At 38.1% G+C, this 25,428-nt stretch carries 25 protein-coding genes; 24 read left to right on the forward strand and 1 reads right to left on the reverse strand.

The window, feature by feature from the left end; translation table 11 throughout:
* Positions 1–13 precede the first annotated feature (13 nt).
* Genes def through spoVM form a run of 9 tightly spaced genes read left to right on the forward strand, consistent with a single transcriptional unit; the run spans position 14 to position 7,899 of the window.
* A complete protein-coding gene (gene def / locus MKY94_RS06785; RefSeq protein ID WP_144538008.1) occupies positions 14–505 on the forward strand; it encodes a peptide deformylase in 492 nt (163 codons plus the stop codon).
* Positions 502–1,443: a methionyl-tRNA formyltransferase gene (fmt, locus tag MKY94_RS06790; protein ID WP_340862873.1), complete on the forward strand. Its 942-nt coding sequence runs from the start codon at positions 502–504 to the stop codon at positions 1,441–1,443. The genes def and fmt overlap by 4 nt, the downstream gene beginning before the upstream one ends.
* A complete protein-coding gene (gene rsmB / locus MKY94_RS06795) occupies positions 1,440–2,792 on the forward strand; it encodes a 16S rRNA (cytosine(967)-C(5))-methyltransferase RsmB (RefSeq protein ID WP_340862874.1) in 1,353 nt (450 codons plus the stop codon). Before fmt ends, rsmB begins: the two co-directional genes overlap by 4 nt.
* Before the next feature lie 38 nt (positions 2,793–2,830).
* The gene (locus MKY94_RS06800; RefSeq protein WP_144538011.1) at positions 2,831–3,577 is read left to right on the forward strand and encodes a Stp1/IreP family PP2C-type Ser/Thr phosphatase; all 747 of its coding nucleotides are present in this window, start codon (positions 2,831–2,833) and stop codon (positions 3,575–3,577) included.
* 2 nt (positions 3,578–3,579) lie between these two features.
* The gene (pknB, locus tag MKY94_RS06805; RefSeq protein WP_342578290.1) at positions 3,580–5,568 is read left to right on the forward strand and encodes a Stk1 family PASTA domain-containing Ser/Thr kinase; all 1,989 of its coding nucleotides are present in this window, start codon (positions 3,580–3,582) and stop codon (positions 5,566–5,568) included.
* Between the two features lie 16 nt (positions 5,569–5,584).
* On the forward strand, positions 5,585–6,466 hold the full coding sequence (gene rsgA, locus MKY94_RS06810; protein ID WP_151110593.1) for a ribosome small subunit-dependent GTPase A: 882 nt from the start codon (positions 5,585–5,587) through the stop codon (positions 6,464–6,466).
* 2 nt (positions 6,467–6,468) lie between these two features.
* Positions 6,469–7,137 carry a ribulose-phosphate 3-epimerase gene (gene rpe / locus MKY94_RS06815; protein ID WP_144538014.1) on the forward strand — a complete coding sequence of 223 codons (669 nt, stop codon included), beginning with the start codon at positions 6,469–6,471 and terminating at the stop codon, positions 7,135–7,137.
* Complete coding sequence (locus MKY94_RS06820) at positions 7,134–7,790, forward strand: thiamine diphosphokinase (RefSeq protein WP_144538015.1); 657 nt, start codon at positions 7,134–7,136, stop codon at positions 7,788–7,790. The genes rpe and MKY94_RS06820 overlap by 4 nt, the downstream gene beginning before the upstream one ends.
* A gap of 16 nt (positions 7,791–7,806) precedes the next feature.
* The gene (gene spoVM / locus MKY94_RS06825; RefSeq protein ID WP_144538016.1) at positions 7,807–7,899 is read left to right on the forward strand and encodes a stage V sporulation protein SpoVM; all 93 of its coding nucleotides are present in this window, start codon (positions 7,807–7,809) and stop codon (positions 7,897–7,899) included.
* 61 nt (positions 7,900–7,960) lie between these two features.
* Here spoVM and rpmB read toward each other — a convergent pair whose 3' ends face one another.
* The gene (rpmB, locus tag MKY94_RS06830; RefSeq protein WP_093263405.1) at positions 7,961–8,149 is read right to left on the reverse strand and encodes a 50S ribosomal protein L28; all 189 of its coding nucleotides are present in this window, start codon (positions 8,147–8,149) and stop codon (positions 7,961–7,963) included.
* Positions 8,150–8,471: 322 nt separating this feature from the next.
* Between rpmB and MKY94_RS06835 the strand changes: the two genes are divergently transcribed.
* The 15 genes from MKY94_RS06835 (at position 8,472) to ffh (ending at position 25,347) form a co-directional block, all read left to right on the forward strand.
* The gene (locus MKY94_RS06835) at positions 8,472–8,834 is read left to right on the forward strand and encodes an Asp23/Gls24 family envelope stress response protein (protein ID WP_144538017.1); all 363 of its coding nucleotides are present in this window, start codon (positions 8,472–8,474) and stop codon (positions 8,832–8,834) included.
* Positions 8,835–8,850: 16 nt separating this feature from the next.
* Positions 8,851–10,506, forward strand: a complete 1,656-nt coding sequence (locus tag MKY94_RS06840) for a DAK2 domain-containing protein (RefSeq protein WP_342578291.1) — start codon at positions 8,851–8,853, stop codon at positions 10,504–10,506.
* A gap of 224 nt (positions 10,507–10,730) precedes the next feature.
* Complete coding sequence (sdaAB, locus tag MKY94_RS06845) at positions 10,731–11,393, forward strand: L-serine ammonia-lyase, iron-sulfur-dependent subunit beta (protein WP_144538019.1); 663 nt, start codon at positions 10,731–10,733, stop codon at positions 11,391–11,393.
* Between the two features lie 11 nt (positions 11,394–11,404).
* Positions 11,405–12,304 (forward strand): L-serine ammonia-lyase, iron-sulfur-dependent, subunit alpha, encoded by a 900-nt coding sequence (sdaAA, locus tag MKY94_RS06850; RefSeq protein ID WP_154311148.1) that lies wholly within the window; start codon positions 11,405–11,407, stop codon positions 12,302–12,304.
* Positions 12,294–14,342, forward strand: a complete 2,049-nt coding sequence (recG, locus tag MKY94_RS06855) for an ATP-dependent DNA helicase RecG (protein ID WP_154311147.1) — start codon at positions 12,294–12,296, stop codon at positions 14,340–14,342. Before sdaAA ends, recG begins: the two co-directional genes overlap by 11 nt.
* 97 nt (positions 14,343–14,439) lie before the next feature.
* Positions 14,440–15,006 (forward strand): transcription factor FapR, encoded by a 567-nt coding sequence (fapR, locus tag MKY94_RS06860; RefSeq protein ID WP_144538022.1) that lies wholly within the window; start codon positions 14,440–14,442, stop codon positions 15,004–15,006.
* A gap of 15 nt (positions 15,007–15,021) precedes the next feature.
* Positions 15,022–16,017 (forward strand): phosphate acyltransferase PlsX, encoded by a 996-nt coding sequence (plsX, locus tag MKY94_RS06865; protein ID WP_340862876.1) that lies wholly within the window; start codon positions 15,022–15,024, stop codon positions 16,015–16,017.
* Positions 16,010–16,960, forward strand: a complete 951-nt coding sequence (gene fabD, locus MKY94_RS06870) for an ACP S-malonyltransferase (protein WP_154311145.1) — start codon at positions 16,010–16,012, stop codon at positions 16,958–16,960. Before plsX ends, fabD begins: the two co-directional genes overlap by 8 nt.
* A complete protein-coding gene (gene fabG / locus MKY94_RS06875; protein WP_340862877.1) occupies positions 16,953–17,699 on the forward strand; it encodes a 3-oxoacyl-[acyl-carrier-protein] reductase in 747 nt (248 codons plus the stop codon). Before fabD ends, fabG begins: the two co-directional genes overlap by 8 nt.
* 115 nt (positions 17,700–17,814) lie before the next feature.
* Entirely contained in the window at positions 17,815–18,051 is a 237-nt protein-coding gene (acpP, locus tag MKY94_RS06880; protein WP_093263354.1) for an acyl carrier protein, read from the forward strand.
* A gap of 177 nt (positions 18,052–18,228) precedes the next feature.
* On the forward strand, positions 18,229–18,987 hold the full coding sequence (gene rnc / locus MKY94_RS06885) for a ribonuclease III (protein WP_151110581.1): 759 nt from the start codon (positions 18,229–18,231) through the stop codon (positions 18,985–18,987).
* Positions 18,988–18,990: 3 nt separating this feature from the next.
* Positions 18,991–22,545: a chromosome segregation protein SMC gene (gene smc, locus MKY94_RS06890; protein WP_340862878.1), complete on the forward strand. Its 3,555-nt coding sequence runs from the start codon at positions 18,991–18,993 to the stop codon at positions 22,543–22,545.
* Between the two features lie 13 nt (positions 22,546–22,558).
* On the forward strand, positions 22,559–23,578 hold the full coding sequence (ftsY, locus tag MKY94_RS06895; protein WP_151110576.1) for a signal recognition particle-docking protein FtsY: 1,020 nt from the start codon (positions 22,559–22,561) through the stop codon (positions 23,576–23,578).
* A gap of 73 nt (positions 23,579–23,651) precedes the next feature.
* The gene (locus tag MKY94_RS06900; protein ID WP_144538029.1) at positions 23,652–23,978 is read left to right on the forward strand and encodes a putative DNA-binding protein; all 327 of its coding nucleotides are present in this window, start codon (positions 23,652–23,654) and stop codon (positions 23,976–23,978) included.
* Positions 23,979–23,991: 13 nt separating this feature from the next.
* Positions 23,992–25,347: a signal recognition particle protein gene (ffh, locus tag MKY94_RS06905; protein ID WP_151110574.1), complete on the forward strand. Its 1,356-nt coding sequence runs from the start codon at positions 23,992–23,994 to the stop codon at positions 25,345–25,347.
* Positions 25,348–25,428 lie beyond the last annotated feature (81 nt).

Genomic DNA, 25,428 nt, shown 5'->3' on the forward strand with positions numbered 1-25,428 from the left:
AGAGGACTAAGAAATGGCAATTAGAAATATTATTACACACCCAAATGATTTATTGACTAAAAAATGTGAAGAGGTTCATGTATTTGATGAGAAGCTTGCAAATTTATTGGATGATATGTATGACACGATGATCGCCTCAGATGGAATTGGTCTTGCTGCGCCACAGGTCGGCGAAACGATTCAAGTGGCTATCGTGGATCTAGGAGAAGGACAAGAGGTGATCGAAATGGTCAATCCAGAAGTCGTCGAAATAGGTGGATCAGAAGTAGAAGTTGAAGGCTGTTTAAGCTTCCCGGATATTTATGGAGAGGTGGAGCGACCTTTTTATGTGAAGGTAGAGGCACAGGATCGTGATGGCGCTTTATATGAGTTAGAGGCAGAGGACTATGAAGCAAGAGCAATCCTTCATGAAATTGATCATCTACACGGGGTTCTATTCACTACTAAAATTACTCGTTATGTTGATGTGGAAGAATTGGAGAATGAACTGGAGGAAGAGCTATGACATCCATTGTATTTATGGGTACACCTGCCTTTTCGGCTCCTATTTTACGCATGCTAGTGGAAGAGGGTTATGAAGTAAGTGCAGTCGTAACTCAACCTGACCGCCCAGTTGGAAGAAAAAAAGTTTTAACGCCGTCACCTGTAAAGGAAGAGGCTTTAGAACTTGGATTACCGATTATTCAACCTAACAAGTTAAAGGGCTCTGAGGAGCTCAATCAAATACTTAATCTTGCTCCAGATTTAATCATAACTGCTGCCTTTGGACAAATATTGCCGAAGGAGCTCTTAGAGGCTCCAAAATACGGTTGTATTAATGTGCATGCTTCCTTGCTTCCTTCCTATCGTGGAGGAGCTCCAATACACCAAGCAATAATAGATGGTCAAGATAAAACCGGGGTTACCATCATGTATATGGAAGAAAAGCTAGATGCAGGAGATATTATATCGCAACGTGAAATCCCTATTACTCATTTAGATGATACCGGAATTCTTTTTGATAAATTAAGCGAAGTAGGTACACTGCTTTTAAAAGAGACTTTGCCGCTAATCATCACAGGTCGAAACGAACGCATAGTACAAGATGAATCGCTTGTGACCTATGCGAAAAATATTTCACGTGAGCAGGAAAGAATAGACTGGACTAAATCTGCTTTAGAAATTCACAACCAAATACGTGGTCTTCATCCATGGCCAGTAGCATATACAACATTGGATGGACAAACAGTGAAGCTTTGGAAAGCGGATATAATAGAAGTAAATACAAATGAACTGCCAGGTACAGTTGTAAAAATAGAATCGGATTACCTTGTTGTCCAAACAGGCGCTGAAGAAGCAATTCGAATTGACGAACTACAGCCAGCTGGAAAGAAAAGAATGTCTGCAAATGACTATTTGCGTGGCGTTGGTTCTAAATTGCGAATAGGAGATAAATTTGAATGACAAAAAAGAACGAAAAAATATGGACTGGTAATGTTAGGGATGCAGCCTTAACTATTTTAATGGCGGTTGAAAAACAACAAGCATATAGTAACCTTTTGCTGCATCAGACAATTGAAAAGTACAATATTGAGCCAAAAGATCGAGCGTTGTTAACCGAGTTAACCTATGGAACACTTCAGCATAAAATGACTTTGGATTATTATCTAAAACCATTTATAAAAGGAAAGCTTGACGATTGGGTTAGACAGCTTCTTCGATTATCTCTATATCAAATCCATTATTTATCTAGAATTCCTGATCATGCAGCAGTGAATGAAGCGGTTAATATAGCAAAGAGAAGAGGTCATAAAGGAATTTCTGGAGTAGTGAACGGTATTTTGCGTTCAATTCTTCGAGAGGGGGTTAGTTCGACAGAAAGTATTGTGGACGATGTCGAGCGTCTTTCTATTGAAACAAGTCACCCTCTTTGGATGGTTAAACGATTTATATCAGAATATGGTTTCGAAACAACTAAGAAAATGCTTGAGGAAAACAATGAGCCACCAGTAACAACTTTGCGTGTCAATTTGTTTAAACGAACTGTAGAGCAAGTGATGCATTTGATGACACAAGAAGGATATGTCGTTGCACAAAGCGAAGTTATTCCAGAGTGTATTTATTTGTTTAATGGCCAGGCAGCAAAAACCACCGCTTTCCAAAAAGGATTTGTTACGATTCAAGACGAAAGCTCCATGATCCCAGCGTATGCCCTTCAACCTGAACCGGGCATGATTGTTTTAGATATGTGCTCAGCACCAGGAGGAAAAACAACACATATTGCTGAAAAAATGAAAAACACTGGTAAGCTTGTAGCTATGGATATCCATCAACATAAATTGAAGCTAGTAAAAGAAAATGCGGAAAGGCTGGGCTTTAGTTTCATAGAAACAGTTGAAAAGGATGGACGCAAAGCTTCTGAGTTATTCCCAGAGCAAACATTTGACCGTATTTTAGTGGACGCTCCTTGCAGTGGTTTAGGTGTTATGAAAAGAAAGCCAGATATTAAATACACAAAAAATGAAAAGGATTTTGATTCATTAAAGCCTATTCAGCTCAAATTGTTAGATGAAGCATATAAGCTATTGAAGCCAAATGGATTAATGGTTTATAGTACGTGTACAGTGGATAAGGAAGAAAATGAAGGAACCGCTAAACTATTTTTGGAAAATCACCCAGATATGCAACTAAAATCTTTTCCAGACGTTGTAAAAAATATAAAACAACAAGAAGAGGATGGTATGTTACAGCTGTTTCCTCAAGACTTAAGAAGTGACGGATTTTTTGTAGCAGTTTTTCAAAAACAGAGCTGATTGCAACGAGCTCTATCTATGAAGAGGTGAAGGTATAAATGAGGTTCGTTGTTAAAACTGATGTAGGCATGAAAAGAACGATCAATGAAGATCGTGTGGGTGTATTTCAGCGAGAGGATGGTCGTGTATTAGCGGTTGTTGCAGACGGAATGGGCGGACATAATGCCGGGGATGTAGCAAGTGAAATGGCCATTACAGAATTTGAAAAATATTTTCATGCTTATAATCCTTCTGTTGTTCCAGAAAAAGAATGGTTAATGTACACTTTCCAAACGATAAATCAGCTTATAGCTCAGCATTCTACCTCAAATACAGGCTGTGAAGGAATGGGGACTACATTAATTGCCGGCTTGTTTGAAAACAGTAAAGGCAGTAAAGGAATTATTGCGCATATAGGAGATAGCCGTGTTTATCAAATTACCGAAAATTTGGTTCAACAGATTACAAGAGATCACTCTTTTGTAAATGTACTGCTCGATTCAGGAGAAATTAATGAAGAGCAAGCAAAAACTCATCCTATGAAAAATGCAATTATGAAGGCTGTCGGAACAGAAAAAACTATTCATCCAGATTTTTTTGAGGTAGAATTTGTCGCTAATTCTTATTTTCTTTTTTGCACAGACGGATTAAGTAACAAATTAAGTGAATCCTTTATACAAAGCCTGCTTTACTCCAAGAAGTCTCTTCAAGTAATGGGAGATGAATTAGTGGAGGAAGCGAACAAGTCAGGTGGAGAAGATAATATCTCTCTGATTTTGTTAACAAACAAGGATGAGGAGGTGTAAGGATGTTAATCGGTAAAAGAGTTAGCGGCAGATATAAATTGCTAGAAATGATTGGTGGAGGCGGCATGTCCAATGTTTATTTGGCACATGACATGATTTTAGACAGAGATGTCGCGATTAAAGTATTGCGATATGATTTTTCTAACGAAGAAGAATTACGTCGTCGCTTTCAACGTGAAGCACTATCTGCAACAAGCCTTACACACCCTAATATAGTCAATATTTATGATGTCGGAGAAGATGAAGATATTCATTATATTGTTATGGAACATGTAAAAGGTGAAACGTTAAAACAATACATACAGAGTAATGCACCGGTTTCACCGATCAAATCAATCACTATTATGAAACAGTTAACTTCTGCAATTTCTAATGCACATAATAATCATATTATTCATCGGGATATTAAACCCCAGAATATTTTATTGGACGAGCAAGAAAATGTGAAAATAACTGATTTTGGAATAGCGATGGCATTGAGTGCGACCTCCCATACGCAGACCAATTCAGTATTAGGTACAGTACATTATTTATCACCAGAACAAGCACGTGGGGGCACAGCAACTAGAGAATCTGATATATATGCATTAGGTATAGTATTATTTGAACTTCTAACAGGACAGCTTCCTTTTTCGGGAGAATCAGCTGTTTCGATTGCCTTAAAGCACTTACAGGCTGAAACACCTTCAGTTAGAGCAATTAATCCTGCAATCCCACAAAGTCTTGAAAACGTAGTATTAAAAGCAACTGCAAAAGATCCTAGAAATAGATATCGTTCTGCTGAGGAAATGGAAAGAGACTTATCAACTGCCATGTCACCAGAAAGGTCTAATGAACCAAAATTTGTTGTACCGGTAGACGATGGAGCTACCAAGGTGCTTCCTATTATTAAAGAGCCTGTTTCTTTCGAGGATGTAGCAGAAACAAAAAAAATACCTACGGAGGCTCCTTCACCAGTATCAACAAAGAAGCCAAAGAAAAAAATAAAAAAATGGAAAGTTATAACAGGGATAATTGCTGGCTTGATTTTACTTGCATTAATCATCATTATTGCTTTCCCGGGATTGTTTAAACCAGACAAGATAGAGGTTCCACCTATTGCTGGGTTAGAATTAGAGGCTGCCATAAAGCTACTTGAATCAGAAGGCTTCGTCATTGGGGAGCAAATATTGGAATTTGACGATGAGATTGAAAAGGATCATGTTATTCGTACAACTCCGGAAGAGGGGAAAATGCGCGATAAAGAAACTGAAGTAGATCTTTACGTATCTCAAGGTAAAAAAACATCAGCAATGAGTAACTATGAAAACCAGGATATTGATCAGGTGAAGGCTTTGTTACAAAAGCAAGGATTTCGTAGTATCGATGATAGTGATAAAATATACACTTCTGCTTCCGCTGGTACCATCTTAAAGCAAGAACCTGCAGCTGGAGAAGATATTATACCAGAAGAAACTGACATCTATTTCCAAGTTAGTCTTGGACCAGAAATGATTACACTAAGAGACTTAAGGGAATATAATGAAAAAAACCTTAACGAATATGCAACAAGTACAGGTATAAAGGTCGTAAGAACAAAAGAAGTACATCATGATAAGATTCCAAAGGGAGCAGTTGTAGAACAATCCCCTGCACCTAATGTGAAGATAGTTAAAGGGAGTACGGTAGAGGTAGTAATTTCTAAAGGACCTCAGCAAAAGAAGACTCAGACAGTTGTGAAAACCGTAACCATTGAATATTTACCTCCAGAAATAGATGGAGAGGACGGAGAAGAGGACGGAGAGATGGAACAGGAAGTGGTTCCACAAATTATTCGTATCTACATCCAAGACAAAAACCATAAATTAACTGATCCCCCTGTGGAAGAATTTGAAATTACTTCAACAATCGATAAAAAGATTTCATTAGAAATTGTAGAAGGCGAGACAGGTGGATACCTTATCAAAAGGGATCAAGAGGTTGTAGCGCAAGATAGCGTATCATATGAATAAATTAGGGAGGCATAGGATGCCAAACGGACAAATAAGAAAAGCACTTAGTGGATTTTACTATGTATATGACAACGGTAACATCATACAATGCAGAGGGAGAGGCGTCTTTAGAAATAGAGGCGAGTCTCCTCTAGTAGGTGATTTTGTCGACTATACGGTAGAAGGAGAAAACGATGGAACTATCACCGTTCTTCATGAAAGAAAAAATAACCTAGTTCGTCCGCCAATTGCTAATATTGATCAAGCGATTTTAGTTTTTTCTATTAAAGAACCAGATTTTAATACCATTTTATTGGATCGCTTTTTAGTAGTTCTAGAATCGTTTAATATTGAGCCAATCATTTGCTTGACGAAAAGTGATTTAATGGATGAAAAAATGAAAAAAACAATGGCAGTATATATTTCTGACTATGAAAAAATTGGTTATGAAATATTAATGACCTATAAAGATGATCCGGCTTTTCATGAAAAAATTTCCCCGGTTTTAAAAGGAAAAACCACGGTACTAGCTGGTCAGTCTGGAGTAGGGAAATCTACTTTACTGAATACAATTCTACCTTCGCTAGATTTAAAAACAGGTGTAATTTCTGATGCTTTAGGAAGAGGAAAGCATACGACCAGACATGTAGAGTTAATAGAGGTTTGTGATGGTCTTTTAGCGGATACGCCTGGTTTTAGTTCCTTTGAATTCGATTTAATGGAAAAAGAAGAACTATCTAGTTGTTTTCCAGACTTTGTAGAACGTCAAGATGGTTGTAAATATCGTGGATGCTTACACGTAAATGAACCTAAATGTGCAGTTAAGCAAGCAGTAGAGCTAGGAGAAATAAAAGATTACCGATATAAACATTATCTACAGTTTTATGAAGAAATCGTAGAAAGAAAGCCGAGGTACTAAAAATGATAAAAATTGCACCTTCCATCTTAGCCGCAAATTTTGCTAAATTAGGAGAAGAAGTTTTAGAGGTTGAAAAGGCTGGAGCTGAACTTATTCATATTGATGTGATGGACGGCCACTTTGTTCCCAATATTACGATGGGTCCAATTGTTGTGGAAGCTCTTCGTCCACTAACAAATCTACCGCTGGATGTACATTTAATGATTGAAAATGCAGACCAGTACATTGAAGCTTTCGCTAAGGCAGGAGCTGATTATATTACAGTACATGTGGAGGCCTGTCCGCATCTACATAGAACTATTCAACTGATTCGTTCCTTTGGAGTTAAGCCCGGGATCGTATTAAACCCACATACACCAATAGAAACTATTCAACATGTGTTAGAGGATATAGACATGGTTTTATTTATGACAGTGAATCCAGGATTTGGTGGTCAAAAGTTTATTCATTCTGTTGTACCGAAAGTAAAACAGCTTTCACAGATTATTAAAGAAAGAAATCTTTCTATAGAAATAGAGATTGATGGTGGTATTAACGAAGAAACTATTGTTCCTTGTGTAGAAGCTGGTGCAACTATTCTTGTAGCTGGCTCTGCTATATACAACGCACCAGATAAAGCTAAAGCTCTTCAAAGAATTAAAGCTGCTGGATTAAGCGCGGTTTCTAGATGAAACGTGTCTTCATTTGTTCTGGAGGCCCTTTAGAGGAAGTTGTTGATCTTAGACAGCTTCCTTTTTTTCAAGAAGAAACTATTTTCATTGGAGCAGATAGAGGTGCCTTTCATTTAATCAATGCTAACATTATTCCAAATGAGATTATTGGTGATTTCGATTCTATTAGCGAGGAAGAGCTGAACGTTTTACGTGAAAAAATAACTCATATATCTATTTTGCCTACGGATAAGGATGAGACAGATACACACTTAGCGTTATTAGAGGCTATGAAATATAATCCAACAGAAGTCATTTTAACTGGTGCAAGTGGCGCACGCTTAGATCACTATCAAGCTGCTTTACATGACGTTTATTACTTCCAGAAACGGTATCCAAAAGTATCCTTTTATATTCAAAACAATAAAAATAAACTTCAATTTTTACTACCTGGTACTCATTACATACAAAAACAGGAAGAATACAAATATATTTCCCTCTACCCTTTTGGTGAGAAGATTGGGAACGTGAATCTTGATGGTTTCTTATACAATGTAGAAAATGAAGTAGTGAATTATGGTAATGCGAAGTTTACTAGTAATGAACAAGTAGAACGAACAAGTACTATCTCCTTTGAGTCGGGCATATGTTTAATGATAAGAAGCAGTGACTAAAAGGGAGGAAATATGTGTGAAGGTCTACACTTTTAAATTACCTAAATCAGTTAGTAGTATTATGAAGGTATGTATTCGTCTGTTTAAAAAGGACGAGGAGAAAAAATAGTTTTAGACAGAAATAATGCCAGGTCGACGAATAGTCAACCTGGCATTAACTATGAGAGCGATTATACGCGCTCAATTTTTCCTGATTTTAAAGCTCTAGCAGAAACCCATACACGTTTAGGTTTACCGTCTACAAGAATACGGACCTTTTGAAGGTTTGCCCCCCATGTACGCTTGTTAGCGTTCATTGCGTGAGAACGAGCATTACCAGAACGAGCTTTACGCCCAGTGATTGCACATACTTTTGGCATTATAATTTCCTCCTTTAAAAAAGAAGCTGAAAGATTTTTCAGTTCGATATTTCACATACTTTAATAATTTACCACAGTCTCTTTTGATAAGCAAGTATATCAAGAAAAAAACCTTTACACTATAAAATAGAAAAGTTGGTTTGGCTTTGACTTGCAGTAATGGTCTTTACATAGTTACTATAGTATCAGGAATTGTATTTTCACGAAATGGCAATCTAATTACACTTTATGCAAAAAGTAGACGAATAGAAACGTGTCTTTTATAATTTTAAAGGGTGTAGTACAATAAGGGATAGTCAAAAAGGACTTGGGAGGTTTCAACATGTCAATAGAATTAACAAATGAATTCGGGCACATTGATATATCACAAGATACAATTGCACAGATTGCTGGCGGAGCCGCGATTGAATGCTATGGTATCGTAGGTATGGCATCAAAGCATCAAATCAGAGATGGTTTAACAGATATATTAAGAAAAGAAAATTTTACTAAAGGTGTTATTGTTAGACAGGACAAAGAAGATCTACATATCGATATGTATATTATTGTGAGTTACGGAACAAAAATTTCTGAAATCGCTTATCAAGTCCAATCCAAAGTGAAATATACACTGAATAAATCTCTTGGTATGTCGGTGAAATCCGTAAATGTTTACGTACAAGGAGTTCGCGTGGCAAACGTGTGATTAAGGAGAGAAAACAATGAAATCAATCAATGGTAATCAATTTGCAGATATGGTCAAGATGGGAGCACACCATCTTTTTCAAAACGCGGACTATGTCGATGCATTAAACGTATTTCCTGTTCCTGATGGTGACACAGGGACAAATATGAATCTTTCAATGACCTCGGGAGCTAAAGAAACTGCTGCCCACACGAGTGAGCACATCGGTAAAACTGCTCAAGCATTATCCAAGGGGTTATTGATGGGGGCAAGGGGAAACTCAGGAGTTATCTTATCTCAGCTTTTCAGAGGCTTCGGTAAATCTATTGAGCAATATGCTACTTTGGATGCGAAGCAATTTGCTCAAGCTCTGCAATACGGCGTGGAAACTGCCTATAAAGCGGTTATGAAGCCGGTCGAAGGTACAATTTTGACTGTTGCTAAAGACTCTGCTAAAAAAGCAGTGGAAGTTAGTGAAACTGTTACAGATATCCCTGAATTAATGGCAGCTGTTGTAGAAGAGGCAAAACAATCACTGAATAGAACTCCAGACCTATTACCTGTTTTAAAAGAAGTTGGGGTAGTAGATAGTGGTGGACAAGGCTTAGTATTTGTATATGAGGGCTTCTTAGCAAGCTTAAAGGGAGAAGAACTTCCTGAGAAAACGGTTAGTAACTCTATGGATGATTTGGTAAGTGCCGAGCATCATAAAAGTGTTCAAGGATTTATGGACACGGCAGACATTGAATTCGGATTTTGTACGGAGTTTATGGTTCGTTTCGAAGAAGGGAAAAAATCCTTTGACGAAAATGATTTCCGCAATGATTTAAGTGCATATGGAGATTCTCTATTAGTAATTTCTGACGATGAGATTGCTAAAATTCATATACACTCTGAAACTCCAGGTGAAGTATTGACGTATGGTCAGCAATATGGAGATCTTATCAAAATTAAAATTGAAAATATGCGTCAGCAACATACGGAAATAGTTGGTGAAGGCCATTCAGCTGAAGCTGCTGTAAAAAAAGCTGAAGTGCATCCATATGCAGTGGTTACTGTTGCAATGGGTACCGGAGTTGCAGAATTATTAAGAAGCTTAGGTGCTTCAGCTGTAATAGAAGGTGGACAAACAATGAACCCTTCTACAGAGGATATTGTAAAAGCAGTTGAATCGGTAGGTGCAGAGCGTGTATTAATCCTTCCAAATAACAAAAATATTGTAATGGCTGCTGAACAAGCGGCTGAAGTATTAGGAATAGAAGCAGCTGTTGTGCCAACAAAAACGATTCCTCAAGGGATGGCTGCAATTTTGGCATTCAATGCTCAAGTAAGTGTTGAAGAAAACAAAAAGAATATGACTGCAGCATTTTCTCATGTAAAAACTGGTCAGGTTACCTTTGCTGTTCGTGATACGTCCATTGACGGCGTTGAGATTAAAAAAGATGATTTCATGTCTTTAGCAGAAGGTAAAATTATTCTTTCTCAGCCTTCTAGAGTCGAAGCAGCCACTAAACTGGCAAATGAATTGATTGATAATGATTCAGAAATAGTAACTGTTATATACGGCGAAGATGTTTCTGAAGAAGAAGCAGGCAAGTTTGCTGCTTATATCGAAGAACAATTTGAGGATGTTGAAGTAGAACTTTATAACGGTAAACAACCGTTATATCCATATATCTTATCGGTCGAATAAAGAAGAGCGACTCCGCGTGGGAGAAATCCCACGCGTTTTTTTTAAGATGTGAGGCTGAATTATTAAAAAAATATTTGCTGACATTTTCATCAAACAATTAGGATATGTTAATTTAATCATCCTTTAACAAGGATGAGTATTGTATTTCTTTCGTACAATACTTTTGTTTAAACATCCCAATAAGTGTAAAATAGAATTATTAACATGAAAGAGAGGTCTGTCAATTGAAATTCAAGTCTGTTTTTGACATAATTGGACCGGTTATGATTGGACCATCCTCTTCTCACACTGCTGGAGCAGCACGTATAGGGCGGGTGGCAAGAGATTTATTTGGAAAGCAACCTACATGGGCAAAAATCCATCTTTATGGTTCCTTTGCCGAGACATATAAAGGACATGGAACGGATGTCGCAATTATCGGCGGCTTACTTGATTACGACACTTTTGATGAGCGGATTAAAACTGCGTTTAGTGATGCAGAAAAAGTTGGCTTGTCTTATGAATTTATCCCTGAGACAGGACATACCGAGCATCCAAACACAGCAAGGATTGTGTTAGGAGACGACGAACGAGAAATGTCGATGGTTGGTATTTCTATTGGTGGAGGTAAGACAGAAATAACTGAACTTAATGGTTTTCCATTAAGGTTATCCGGCAACTTAGCTGCTATATTAGTAGTTCATGAAGATCGTTCAGGATGTATTGCAAGCGTTGCCAATTGCTTGGCAAAGTATGATATAAATATCGGTCATATGGAGGTTTCTCGAAAAGAGAAAGGGAATATGGCCCTGATGGTTATTGAAGTTGACCAAAATGTGAACGAGGATATATTAGAAGAACTTAAGACCTTGCCGAATATAACCAAGGTTACAAGGATAGTAGATTAAGGAGGGGTACGATGGAAGTCTTATTTCGGAATGTGCGTGAATTAGTAGATAGAGCTAACAAAGAAAATAAGCTGATATCTGAAATAATGATCGAGCAAGAAATTCTTATGACAGAACGCACCCGTGAAGAAATTTTAACACAAATGGATCGTAATCTAACGGTTATGGAAGAAGCTGTAGAGAAGGGACTAAAGGGAGTTCATTCAACTTCTGGGTTGACTGGAGGAGATGCGGTACTTTTACAAGCTTATATGCAAAAGGGGAACTCTCTTTCAGGAGAGTTAATGCTGGATGCTGTAAGTAAAGCAGTGGCAACCAATGAGGTAAACGCGGCAATGGGTACTATCTGTGCAACACCTACAGCTGGATCTGCAGGTGTTGTGCCAGGAACTTTATTTGCTGTCAAAAATAAATTAAATCCAACTCGTGAACAGATGATCCGATATCTTTTTACTGCAGGTGCATTCGGGTTTGTCGTAGCTAACAATGCTTCTATATCTGGAGCTGCGGGTGGTTGTCAAGCAGAGGTAGGGTCTGCAGCGGGTATGGCCGCGGCCGCTATTGTAGAGATGGCTGGTGGTACACCGTCGCAATGCTCAGAAGCATTTGCTATTACACTAAAAAACATGCTTGGATTAGTTTGTGACCCTGTTGCCGGATTAGTGGAAGTACCTTGTGTGAAGAGAAATGCAATGGGTGCCTCTAATTCTTTAGTGGCAGCAGATATGGCTTTAGCCGGGGTTACTAGTCGAATACCATGCGATGAAGTAATAGATGCTATGTATAAAATAGGTCAAACAATGCCAACAGCATTAAAAGAAACTGCTCAAGGAGGATTAGCTGCTACACCAACAGGAAAATGGTTAGAAGCAAAGATCTTTGGCGGGGCTGTGGTCAGCAGTGGAAAATAAGGTAGACGAATTAGTTACCTCTTTAAAGGGTGTTGGAAGTGGGACTGCTAAGGCGTTAGAAGAGCTAGGGATTATCACATTAGAGGATTTAGTGATGACCTTTCCTTATAGACATGAAGATTTTCGATTAAAAAACTTAGCAGAAACAGCTCATAATGAGAGAGTAACAGTGGAAGGAAGGGTCGAAAGTGAACCTTCTCTTCTTTTTTTAGGAAAAAATAAATCCAGATTGCAGGTTCGTTTGTTGGCTGGACAGCATCTGATTAAGGCAGTATTTTTTAACCAAGCCTATTTGAAATCTAAAATTACACCTGGATCTGTAATCACGGTTACTGGCAAGTGGGACAGAGGGCGTCAGGTTATTAATGTCTCTACCTTTTCTGCAGGACCGAAAACGGACCAACAGGATTTTGAACCTGTCTATTCGCTAAAAGGGTCCATAAGCCAAAAGATTTTCAGACGATTCATGAGACAAGCTTTAGATGAGTTAAAAGGGTATATTATGGACCCTTTACCGGAATCTATCCGTTCCGCTTATAAACTACCCGACATAGTAGAAGCTCTCGAGGGGATACATTTTCCGCAGGATGCCAATCATTCAAAAAATGCAAGAAGACGGTTTGTTTATGAGGAATTACTTAACTTTCAACTAAAAATGCAGGCGATTAAGAAAGTCCGAAAAGAACAAAATGTTGGGAATAGTATTGCTTTTGACAATGAACGATTAAAAATCCTCATTGAATCCTTACCTTATGAGCTAACGGATGCTCAAAAGAGAGTTGTCAATGAGATTTGTCGAGATTTGAAGGAGCCACATCGTATGAATAGACTTTTGCAAGGGGATGTGGGATCTGGAAAGACAGTCGTGGCCGCTATTTGTTTATATGCAATTATTACTGCTGGATATCAAGGAGCTTTGATGGCGCCAACAGAGATACTTGCAGAGCAGCACGCCGCTTCCTTAGATGCATGGCTCGCTCCGCTTGGAGTTAGAATTGCACTTTTAACAGGATCTACCAAACAAAAAGCAAGAAGAATTGTATTGGAAAATTTAGCAGAAGGTAATATTGATTTGCTCATAGGTACTCATGCATTAATCCAACCTGAAGTTTCTTTTAAAAAGCTTGGTTTGGTTATAACCGATGAGCAGCATCGTTTCGGTGTAGAGCAAAGAAAAGTATTAAAGGAAAAAGGAGAGAATCCTGATGTACTTTTTATGACGGCAACTCCTATTCCACGAACTTTAGCGATAACAGCATTTGGAGAAATGGATGTTTCTATTATCGATCAAATGCCAGCTGGAAGAAAATCAATTGATACACATTGGATGAAGGAGGACCAACTTCCTAAACTAATTAGTCGGTTGAAAAAAGAACTAGCAAATGGTAGACAAGCCTATATTATCTGTCCCCTAATTGAGGAGTCTGAAAAATTAGACGTTCAAAATGCTGTCGATGTTTACAATATGATGTCAAATGAACTTGGTAAAGATTACACTGTTGGCTTAATGCACGGTCGACTTCACTCCGATGAAAAGGATGAAGTGATGAGAGAATTCACGGATGGAAATATTCATGTGTTAGTTTCTACAACAGTTGTGGAAGTAGGAGTAAATGTTCCTAATGCTTCGTTCATGATTATTTTTGATGCAGAACGCTTTGGACTTGCTCAACTGCACCAACTTCGCGGAAGGGTAGGACGTGGAGAGCATCAATCTTATTGTATACTTCTTGCAGATCCTAAAACAGAAGAAGGAAAGGAACGCATGATGTCTATGACGGAAACTAACGATGGATTCGTTTTGGCAGAAAAAGATTTAGAACTTCGTGGACCTGGGGATTTCTTCGGGAAAAAGCAAAGTGGCTTACCTGAATTCAAAATTGCCGATTTGGTTCATGATTATAGAGCTTTAAATACAGCTAAAATAGATGCAGAACGTCTACTAGAATCTGAGCATTTCTGGAAATCCGATGAAATGGAAGGTCTTCGAAACACTCTGATAAATTCAAAAGCATTGGATGGAGAAAGGATTAACTAAAAAGAATGCATGGATGATGTGAAATCATTCCTTGCATTCTTTTTTTAATGTTTATATACTGATATTAGTACCAAGTGCTAAAATGGCGGTGAATAGCTTGAAATATACGAAAAAAGAAAGACAAAGGCTTTTATTAGAAACTCTAGATAAAAATCCTTTTATAACGGATGAAAATTTAGCATCTACCTTTAAAGTGAGTGTGCAAACTATTCGTTTGGATCGAATGGAGTTGTCCATTCCTGAGTTGCGTGAGAGAATTAAGTCTGTAGCTGCTCATAATTTTGAAGAAGAGGTTAAATCACTCCCAATCGATGAAGTGATTGGAGAAATTATAGATATAGATTTAGATAAGCAAGCAATATCCTTATTGGATATAACGCAAGACCATGTTTTTGCTAGAAATGGTATAGCTAGAGGACATCATCTATTTGCCCAAGCAAATTCATTGGCGGTCGCGGTCATTAACGATGAGCTGGCTTTAACGAGAAAATCCAACATTACATTTGTGCAGCCAGTGAAGGCTGGAGACCGAGTTATAGCAAAAGCTGTAGTTCTTTCCAGTGATCCTGAAAAAAACAGCACACTTATTAAAGTCACAAGCAAGGTAGAAAATGAAACAGTGTTTGTTGGCGAATTTAACATGTATCGAGAAACTATGACTTAAAAAAGGTGATTAAAAATGAAAATATCTATAGATGCAATGGGCGGAGATAACGCCCCTCATGAAATAGTTAAAGGGGTCTATGAAGCTTTAGAGGCTTTCGACGATCTAGAAATTATTATGTTTGGGGACGAGAATAAACTAGAAACGCTTGTAACTAAGCATGAACGTTTGAAGGTTGTCCATACAGATGAAGTGATTGAAGGAACAGATGAGCCAGTGCGTGCCATCCGTAAAAAGAAAAATTCCTCTATGGTCAAAATGGCAGAATCGGTCAAAAACGGTGAAGCGGATGCTTGTGTTTCTGCTGGTAACACAGGGGCACTGATGGCAGCGGGATTATTCATAGTCGGCAGAATTGACCAAGTAGATCGTCCGGCATTGGCTCCTACTCTACCAACAATTGATGGAAAAGGGTTTGTAATGCTTGATCTTGGTGCAAATGCAGATGCAAAGCCCGAGCATTTGCAGCAATTCGCAGTAATGGGAAGTGTCTATGCGGAGAAGGTTCGTGGGATTTCTAATCCGCGCGTTGGTCTTTTGAATATTGGAACGGAAGATAAAAAGGGAAATGAGCTAACGAAAGCCGCGTTTACACTTTTGAACGAGACCCCTGTTAATTTTATAGGCAATATAGAAGCTAGAGATTTATTGTATGGTGTGGCGGATGTAGTGGTTACAGACGGATTTACAGGCAATATGGTATTAAAAACGATTGAAGGTACGGCAGCAGGGATATTTACCTTATTAAAAGAAGCTTTTAATACTTCGACAAAAACTAAAATCTCAGCATTGCTTGTAAAGGATCAACTAAAAGTATTAAAAAATAAATTGGATTACTCAGAGTATGGTGGAGCAGGGCTTTTTGGCTTAAAGGCTCCTGTTATCAAGGCACATGGTTCTTCTAATGGACGTGCGGTATTCCATGCGATTAGACAAGCGCGAACAATGGTAGAAAATAATGTTTCCGACATTATCTACACAACATTACGAAAGGAATCCTCCAATGACTAAAATAGCTTTTATATTTCCAGGACAAGGTTCCCAGACTGTCGGGATGGGGCAACAGCTAATCGAAAGTAACAGTGAAAGAAAGAAATTTTATGAACGAGCAGATCAAAAGTTAGGGTTCTCCCTATCGGACATCATGTTGAATGGTCCATCTGAGGAACTTACTAAAACTTATCACGCGCAGCCAGCATTACTAACAACAAGCATAATGATTGCAAAATCTTTGATTGACATAGGTATTACGCCAGATTATACTGCTGGTCATAGCTTAGGTGAATACTCTGCGTTAGTAGCATCTGGAGCACTTAGCTTTGAAGATGCAGTTTCGCTAGTTCACCAGCGTGGTCTTTATATGAATGAAGCTGTTCCAGCTGGAGAAGGGGCCATGGCTGCAATATTAGGCCTCGAAGCTTCTTTGTTAAAAGAGGTCACGCAGGAAGTTTCAACCAATGGAGATATAGTGCAAATTGCAAATCTTAACTGCCCTGGTCAAATTGTTATTTCAGGAACAGCGGCAGGAGTAGAAAAGGCTTCTGCTAAAGCGAAGGAGGTAGGTGCTAAAAGAGCAATCCCCTTAGCCGTAAGCGGACCATTCCATTCCGAATTAATGAGACCAGCTGCACATAAACTAGATGCAGCAATTGATTCTATTAATCTTTCGGATGCAATACCTCCAGTTATTTCAAATGTGACAGCCTTGCCAGTAGAGAAGGCGGCAGATATGAAGGATCTATTAGTGGAGCAATTGTATTCTCCAGTCCGCTGGGAAGAGTCTATTCGACAAATGCTTGATCTTGGTGTGGATATATTTATCGAATGTGGTCCTGGTAAAGTATTAAGTGGTCTAGTCAAAAAAGTAGATCGCTCTGTTGCTACTTATTGTGTTTATGATGAGGCTTCCATGCAGCAAGCGATTACTGAAATAGGAGAGGTTATCAATGGGTAAATTAGATGGTAAATCCACAATTGTCACAGGTGCATCTCGAGGTATTGGTAGGGATATTGCACTTTACCTAGCAAGCGAAGGAGCAAAGGTAGCGGTAAATTATAGTGGGAGCAAAGAAAAGGCAGAAGCCGTAGTGAAAGAAATTCAATCGCGCGGTGGTGAAGCCTTTGCTATTCAAGCAAATGTAGATCAAGCTGAGGATGTCCAAAACTTGGTCAATCAAACCATTGAAACCTTCGGCTCCATTGATATTTTAGTTAACAATGCTGGCATTACTCGTGATAATCTACTGATGCGTATGAAGGAGCAAGAGTGGGATGATGTTTTGAATACAAACCTAAAAGGTGTGTTTCTCTGTACAAAGGCTGTTACGAGACAAATGATGAAACAGCGCAAAGGGCGTATTATAAATATAACTTCCATTGTCGGGGTATCTGGAAATGCTGGACAAGCCAATTATGTAGCTGCTAAGGCGGGTGTAATAGGTTTAACAAAATCCTCTGCTAAGGAATTAGCTTCTCGTAATATTACAGTTAACTCAGTTGCTCCTGGTTTTATCACAACTGATATGACTGATGCTTTACCTGAAGATATCAAAAAACAAATGCTTAGCCAAATACCTTTGGCAAAATTCGGTAATCCTGAAGACATTGCTAACGCGGTAGCATTTTTAGCATCAGACGATGCTAGTTATATTACTGGGCAAACTATCCACGTCAATGGCGGCATGTATATGTAATGCCAGACGGAACTTAAGTAAGCACTATCTGATTTAGAATGTATTATATTTCATGTGAAATAGCCTTTCATAGACAAGAAGTTTTTTGTATAATCATTGAGGGGAGGTGACAAATGTGTCAACAGTTTTAGAACGTGTAACTAAAGTTATCGTAGATCGTCTTGGAGTAGACGAAAGCGAAGTAAAATTAGAAGCATCCTTCCGTGATGATTTAGGTGCCGACTCACTAGATGTAGTTGAGTTAGTAATGGAGCTTGAAGATGAGTTCGATATGGAGATTTCGGATGAAGATGCTGAGAATATTTCAACTGTGGGTAGCGCAGTTAGCTATATTGAAAGCAAACAAGGCTAATATTAAATAGTCACATTTTTATATAGTTGCTCTATATACGAAGGTGGATAAAGTTAAATAGCAACAGAGACGTTTTTTATTCTTCCGAATAAAAAGCGTCTCTATTTCTTTTTGCACATTGCTTTATAAACAGGTAAACTTAAACAGATAGATGTTAAGTAAGAAAGGCAGATCAGGATGAAAGTAAATAGAAAAAACAACCACCCTAAAAAAACGGGGTTCCCAGAAAGCGTTAAACAACAGTTCCAAAAATTTCAAAATCATTTTGAAATCCAATTCAATAATCCGACATTATTGTATCAAGCCTTTACCCATTCATCCTATGTGAATGAGCATCGACGTAAGTTTTTCACCGATAACGAACGCTTAGAGTTTCTTGGAGATGCCGTATTAGAATTATCGGTTTCTCAGTACCTATTTCAGCAATATGAGGTAATGAGTGAAGGTCAGCTTACTAAGCTTCGCGCAGCTATTGTATGCGAGCCTTCTTTAGTTGTATTTGCCAATGAATTAGGATTTGGTAAATATGTATTGCTTGGTAAAGGAGAAGAATTAACCGGCGGGCGTGAAAGACCGGCACTTTTAGCAGACGTGTTCGAAGCATTTATCGGTGCATTATATTTAGATCAGGGATTAGAGGTAGTCGTTTCTTTTCTAGAAAAGATTGTCTTTCCTAAAATCGAAGTCGGTGCTTTTTCGCATGTGATGGATTATAAAAGCCAGCTACAAGAAGTAATTCAACAAAAAAACAATGGTACACTTAGCTATGAAATTGTAGAGGAAAAAGGTCCGGCACATAACCGTACCTTTGTTTCACGTGTTATTTTAAATACTAAAGAACTTGGCGTCGGTATAGGACGTTCTAAGAAAGAGGCAGAGCAGCAAGCTGCCAGACTGGCGATACTCGCAATAAAGGATCAAGAACAGGAGGAATAATCGTTGTTCCTTAAGAGATTAGAAATTATTGGATTTAAATCATTTGCTGACAGAATTGGAATAGATTTCGTTCCAGGGGTAACAGCAGTGGTAGGTCCAAATGGTAGTGGGAAAAGTAATGTAACGGATGCTATCAGATGGGTACTAGGGGAACAGTCTGCAAAGTCGCTACGTGGAGCAAAGATGGAAGACGTAATCTTTGCAGGAAGTGATTCTAGAAAGGCATTAAACTTTGCAGAAGTAACCTTAATACTAGATAATTCTGATAATCGCGTCCCTCTTGATTTTGCTGAAATCAGCGTAACAAGAAGAGTTTATCGTTCTGGTGATAGTGAATATCTTCTGAACAAGCAACAGTGTAGATTGAAGGATATAACAGATTTATTTATGGATTCAGGACTTGGAAAAGAAGCGTTCTCTATTATTTCTCAGGGACGAGTGGATGAGATATTAAACAGTCGTCCAGAGGACAGAAGAACGATATTCGAGGAAACAGCAGGTGTTCTAAAATACAAGCAACGCAAGAAAAAAGCAGAATTCAAACTTATCGAAACCGATGACAATTTAAACCGAGTGCTCGATATTCTTCATGAGCTAGATGGACGAATGGAACCTCTGAAAATTCAATCCTCATTGGCTTCTGATTATTTAGAGATGTCTACGGAACTAAAGGATATTGAAATAGCGGTCATTGCTCATGATTTAAATCTTTTTAAGCAGGAAAGTGCAGAGCTACATAATCAACTTCAGCAAATAGACGAACAGAAGAAGCTTCTTCTAACACAGGTTAGTGAGGCAGAAGCTGATATTCTTACTGTTAGAAGAATTATTGGTACAACTGATGAAAAGCTAGATAAAGATCAAGGGGAATTACTTGAAGTAAGCTCTGAGCTAGAACGTTTAGAGGGAAGAAAACTGCTACTTGCCGAGAAAAAACAGAATGCAAGTCAACAAATATCACAGCTTAAAAGAGCTTTGGAAGAAGAAAAGACCAAGCTGCAAACATTTGAAAAGCAATTGGAAGAAAACGTAGTATCCAGTTCTGAGAAAAAAATATTATTAAAAGAACTAAGAGCAAAGAAACTTCAAATAGACCATGTACTTAGCAAATCGGCCTCCGAAGTAGAAGAAGAAATCGAAAACTTGAAGGGCTCTTACATTGATTTGTTAAACGAAGAAGCAACGATGAAAAATGAAATGAAGCATATGGAACAGCAGCTTCAATTTGAACTAGTTTCTTCAGAAAAAATGGTAGAGGATTACCGTGAGATTAAAGAAGAGCTCGAAAAGCTTACAAATAGAAAAAAAGAGATAGAGAAGCAGCTAGAAAGTTGTCAAAAGAATTTGGCGCAAAAGGTGCTAGACTTTAAAACTAAACGAGAAACCTCTGATAAATTAGAGGCCTCCTATGAAGAACAACAGTCAATGCTTCAAAAAGCCTATCAAATGAAGCATCAAATGCAGGCAAGAAAAGACTCTTTGGAGGAGCTTGAGTCAGAGTTTTCCGGATATTTCCAAGGAGTTAAGGAAGTACTGATGGCTCGCGACAAAAAAGAACTAAAAGGTATTCATGGAGCAGTTGCGGAACTAATTCAGATTCCATCGGATTATATGAATGCAATTGATACGGCCATAGGCCAGCAATCGCAACATATTATTACAGATACAAGTCAAGATGCTCGACTGGCAATTGAATGGTTGAAAAAGAAAAGGGTGGGAAGAGCTACCTTCCTTCCATTACAGGTTATGAAGTCTCGTAAATTAACGGAGCAAGCATTGGCCCCTATTAAACAGCATCCATCATTTGTAAATACTGCTGATATGCTAGTGAATTATAATCCTGATTATAAAATTATTATCGAAAGCCTGCTAGGAAATATTATTATAGCGACTGATCTAAAGGGTGCTAACGAAATGGCAGCCCGATTACAATATCGATATCGTTTTGTAACGTTAGATGGAGATGTAGTAAATGCTGGCGGTTCCTTGACTGGGGGTTCCGTGAAGCAGCAGTCATCCGTCTTTACTAGAAAAGCTGAGCTAGAACAATTGAATGACAAGCTAGTGGAGCTACAACAATCTGTTCTACAAGCCGAAAAATCCGTTTCCTTTAAAAGGCAACAGGTTCAGCAACTGAAAATAGAGCTAGAAGAAGCTCGTCTATCCGGAGAAGCATTGCGCGAGGAAGAGCATAAGCTATTATCAGAAGACAGAGAATGTGTGGCAATTATTTCTCGGCTGACCAATCGATTATTAGAGTTTGACGAGGTGCAGACTGAAAAAAATCACCTACATGAGGATTTAGTCCGCAAAAAAGAACAAACAGCTAAACGTAGTGCAGAAATTAATGAATCCTTAAATTCCATTCAGCAAACAATTGATCAATTGCAATTATTAAAACAACAGTCGATGCAGGAAAAAGACCAAGTACAAAATGAGCTTGGTGAACTTTTATCCTCTATTGCTGTAGTCAATGAACAAGTAAATCAGCAGGACAAAGAAAAGAAGCAACTGGAACAAGAGATTCAAAATTGTTCACAAAAAATCGGTACATTAGAAAAAGAAATTAGCTGGTTTGAAAATGATGATCAGTCTGGACCATCACCGGAAGAAATCAGTCAAATGATTATAAACTTTAAAGAGAAAAAAGATTATTTGATTGATCAAATCAAAACTGACAAAGAGAAAAGACTAGTACTTTCTCAAAAAGTTAATGATTCCGAAAATCATCTAAAGCAACTTCAGCAGCATGTAAATATATACGCCAATGATGAGCGTACATTAGAATTAAGGCTTGGAAAGCTAGAAGTAGAATCTAACTCGCTTCAAAATCAACTAGAAGAAACATATGAATTAACTTTAGAAGAAGCAAAACGAGATTACCCATTTAATATGGATGAGGAGCTTGCTCGTAAAAAGGTCAAATTGTTAAAGCGTTCTATTGAAGAGTTAGGTCCTATTAACTTAGGGTCTATACAAGAATTTGAACAAGTAAGTGAACGCCATTCTTTCTTGACTGAACAACGGGAAGATTTGCTTTCTGCTCAAGAGACACTTCATGAAGTCATTAAGGAAATGGATGAAGAAATGACCATCCGTTTCGAAACTACCTTTAATGAAATTCAAAGGAATTTTAAAGTGGTATTTAGACAGTTATTTGGTGGAGGACAGGCAGACTTAGTGTTAACGGATCCTAGTTCAATGCTTGATACTGGTATAGATATCGTGGCGCAGCCACCAGGCAAAAAGCTCCAAAATCTTTCTCTCTTATCTGGTGGAGAGCGTGCGCTAACAGCTATTGCCTTATTATTTTCTATCCTACACACACGTCCGGTCCCATTCTGTATTTTGGATGAGGTGGAGGCTGCACTGGATGAAGCTAATGTAACTCGTTATAGTGATTACTTGAAGAAATTTAGTCATGATACGCAGTTTATCGTTATTACTCATCGCAAGGGCACTATGGAGGGAGCGGATGTCCTGTATGGAATCACTATGCAGGAATCAGGAATATCCAAGCTCGTTTCTGTAAAATTAGAAGAAGAATTAGTAACTTAAAAGGAGTTTAACTATGAGCTTTTTTAAAAAAATGAAAGAAAAGATGTTAGGTTCTACACCAGAGGCGGAAGAAACAGTCTCCATTACCAATAAATTTAAAGAAGGTCTATCGAAAACACGAAATCAGTTTACTTCTAAAGTAAATGACTTAGTAGCAAAGTATCGTAAGGTCGATGAGGATTTCTTTGAGGAATTAGAAGAAATTTTACTTCAAGCAGATGTTGGATTTGAAACAGTAGTGGAGTTAATGGACAAACTCCGCTTTGAAGTTCAACGAAAAAACATCAAGGATACAGCTGGTATTCAATCTGTTATTTCAGAAAAATTGGTAGAAATTTATGAAGCTGGAGATAAAGATTTAACAGAGCTTCAGCTAGAAGAAGATGGGTTGACTGTTATTCTTTTTGTAGGAGTAAATGGAGTAGGAAAAACTACGACCATTGGCAAGCTTGCACATCGATTAAATAATGATGGCAAGAAAGTTATGCTTGCTGCTGGAGATACATTCCGTGCGGGCGCAATCGATCAGCTTCAGGTATGGGGAGATCGTGTAGGAGTAGAGGTTATTAAGCAGGCGGAAGGATCGGACCCTGCTGCTGTTATGTATGATGCAATTCGAGCTGCAAAGACAAGAAAGGCGGATGTCTTGATTTGTGACACTGCTGGTCGCCTACAAAATAAGGTCAATTTAATGAATGAATTAGAAAAAATCCATCGTGTCATTTCAAGAGAAGTTCCAAATGCCCCTCATGAGGTATTATTAGCTCTAGATGCCACTACAGGTCAAAATGCGCTTGTTCAAGCTCAAACTTTCAAGGAAGCAACAAATGTTACCGGAATTGTTTTAACAAAGCTTGACGGCACGGCTAAGGGCGGTATAGTACTTGCCATTCGTAACAAACTGCATATTCCAGTTAAATTTGTTGGTCTGGGAGAGCAAATGGATGACCTTCAGCCTTTTGATGCAGAGAAATACGTATATGGATTATTTGCAGAAGGCTTAGAGTTAGAAGAAACAACAGAAGACAAGTAATTTTACTTGACAGTTAAAGACTCTGTTTATAAACTATAAGATGAACCATTACACATGGTAAGGAGAGATGGGCATGATTGAAAAAACAACTCGCATGAATTTTCTCTTCGATTTTTACCAGGCTTTATTGACAGATAAACAACGAAGCTATATGCAGCTTTATTATTTAGATGATTTATCACTTGGAGAGATTGCAGAAGAATATAATATCTCTAGACAGGCTGTTTATGATAATATTCGTCGCACTGAAGCTATGTTAGAAGAATATGAAGATAAATTAAATCTTCTATCTAAGTTTGAAAAACGACAAGAAACCATTAAACAGCTTTTACAAATAGCAAAAGATAAATCATCAGTAGAACTGACTCAACTCATTGAGCAATTAAAAGAATGGGATTAGGAGGCGAGCTTGCATGGCATTTGAAGGATTAGCTGAGCGTCTTCAAGGGACGATTCAGAAAATCAAAGGAAAAGGCAAAATTTCTGAGGCTGATGTCAAAGAGATGATGCGTGAGGTTCGCTATGCGTTATTGGAAGCGGACGTTAACTTAAAGGTAGTAAAAGAGTTCGTCAAAAATGTTTCAGAACGAGCTGTTGGTCAAGAGGTTATGAAAAGTCTAACTCCAGGTCAACAGGTCATTAAAATTGTAAAAGACGAATTGACCCAGTTGATGGGTGGAGAACAAAGTCAAATAGCTTTCTCTTCTAGACCACCAACTGTGATTATGATGGTGGGGCTTCAAGGTGCCGGTAAAACAACTACTACAGGTAAGCTAGCCAACGTACTTCGTAAAAAATACAATAAAAAACCTTTATTGATTGCTGCGGATATTTATCGTCCTGCTGCTGTTAAGCAGCTTGAAACGATTGGAAAACAGCTTTCTTTACCTGTTTTTCAACTTGGTACTGATATTTCACCAGTAGAAATAGTTAAAAAGGGTCTAGAGCATGCAAAAGAGGAGCATTATGACGTTGTGATCGTCGATACGGCTGGTCGTCTTCATATTGATGAGACTTTAATGCAAGAGCTTAAAGATATTCGCGCCTTAAAAGAACCAGATGAAGTATTCTTAGTAGTAGATGCAATGACAGGGCAGGATGCAGTCAATGTAGCTAATAATTTCAATGAATCGATTGGAATAACTGGGGTAGTTCTTACAAAGTTAGATGGGGATACTCGAGGAGGAGCAGCTCTTTCCATACGTTCAATCACTCAAAAACCGATTAAATTCGTCGGAATGGGAGAAAAAATGGATGCTCTAGAGCCGTTCCACCCGGAGCGTATGGCTTCTCGGATTTTAGGCATGGGCGATATGATGTCTCTAATTGAAAAAGCACAAGCGAATGTGGATGAAGAAAAGGCGAAGGAATTGGAAGAAAAATTCCGTACGCAGTCTTTTACATTCGATGACTTTTTAGAGCAGCTTAGCCAAGTTAAACAAATGGGTCCACTAGATGAAATTTTAAAAATGCTTCCAGGAGCAAATAAAATTAAAGGGTTGGAAAATGCAAAGGTCGATGAGAAGCAAATGGATCGTGTAGAAGCGATTATATACTCTATGACTACGCAAGAGAAGACGAATCCTGAGATTATTAATGGACCAAGAAAGAAAAGAATTGCTAAAGGGTCTGGAACAACAATTCAAGATATTAACAGACTTTTGAAGCAATTTGAAGACATGAAAAAAATGATGAAGCAAATGACTAATATGCAACAAAAAGGAAAGAAAAAGATGAAAATGCCTGGTTTTGACTCTCTTTTCAAGTAAATTTCCTAGAAAAAAATAAGGTGTTAAGAAAAAACACTTTACAAACAATTAAAACCTTGATAATATACTATCTTGTGTGAA

This window comes from Psychrobacillus sp. FSL K6-2843, from assembly GCF_038626375.1.
GTDB classification, from domain to species: domain Bacteria; phylum Bacillota; class Bacilli; order Bacillales_A; family Planococcaceae; genus Psychrobacillus; species Psychrobacillus faecigallinarum.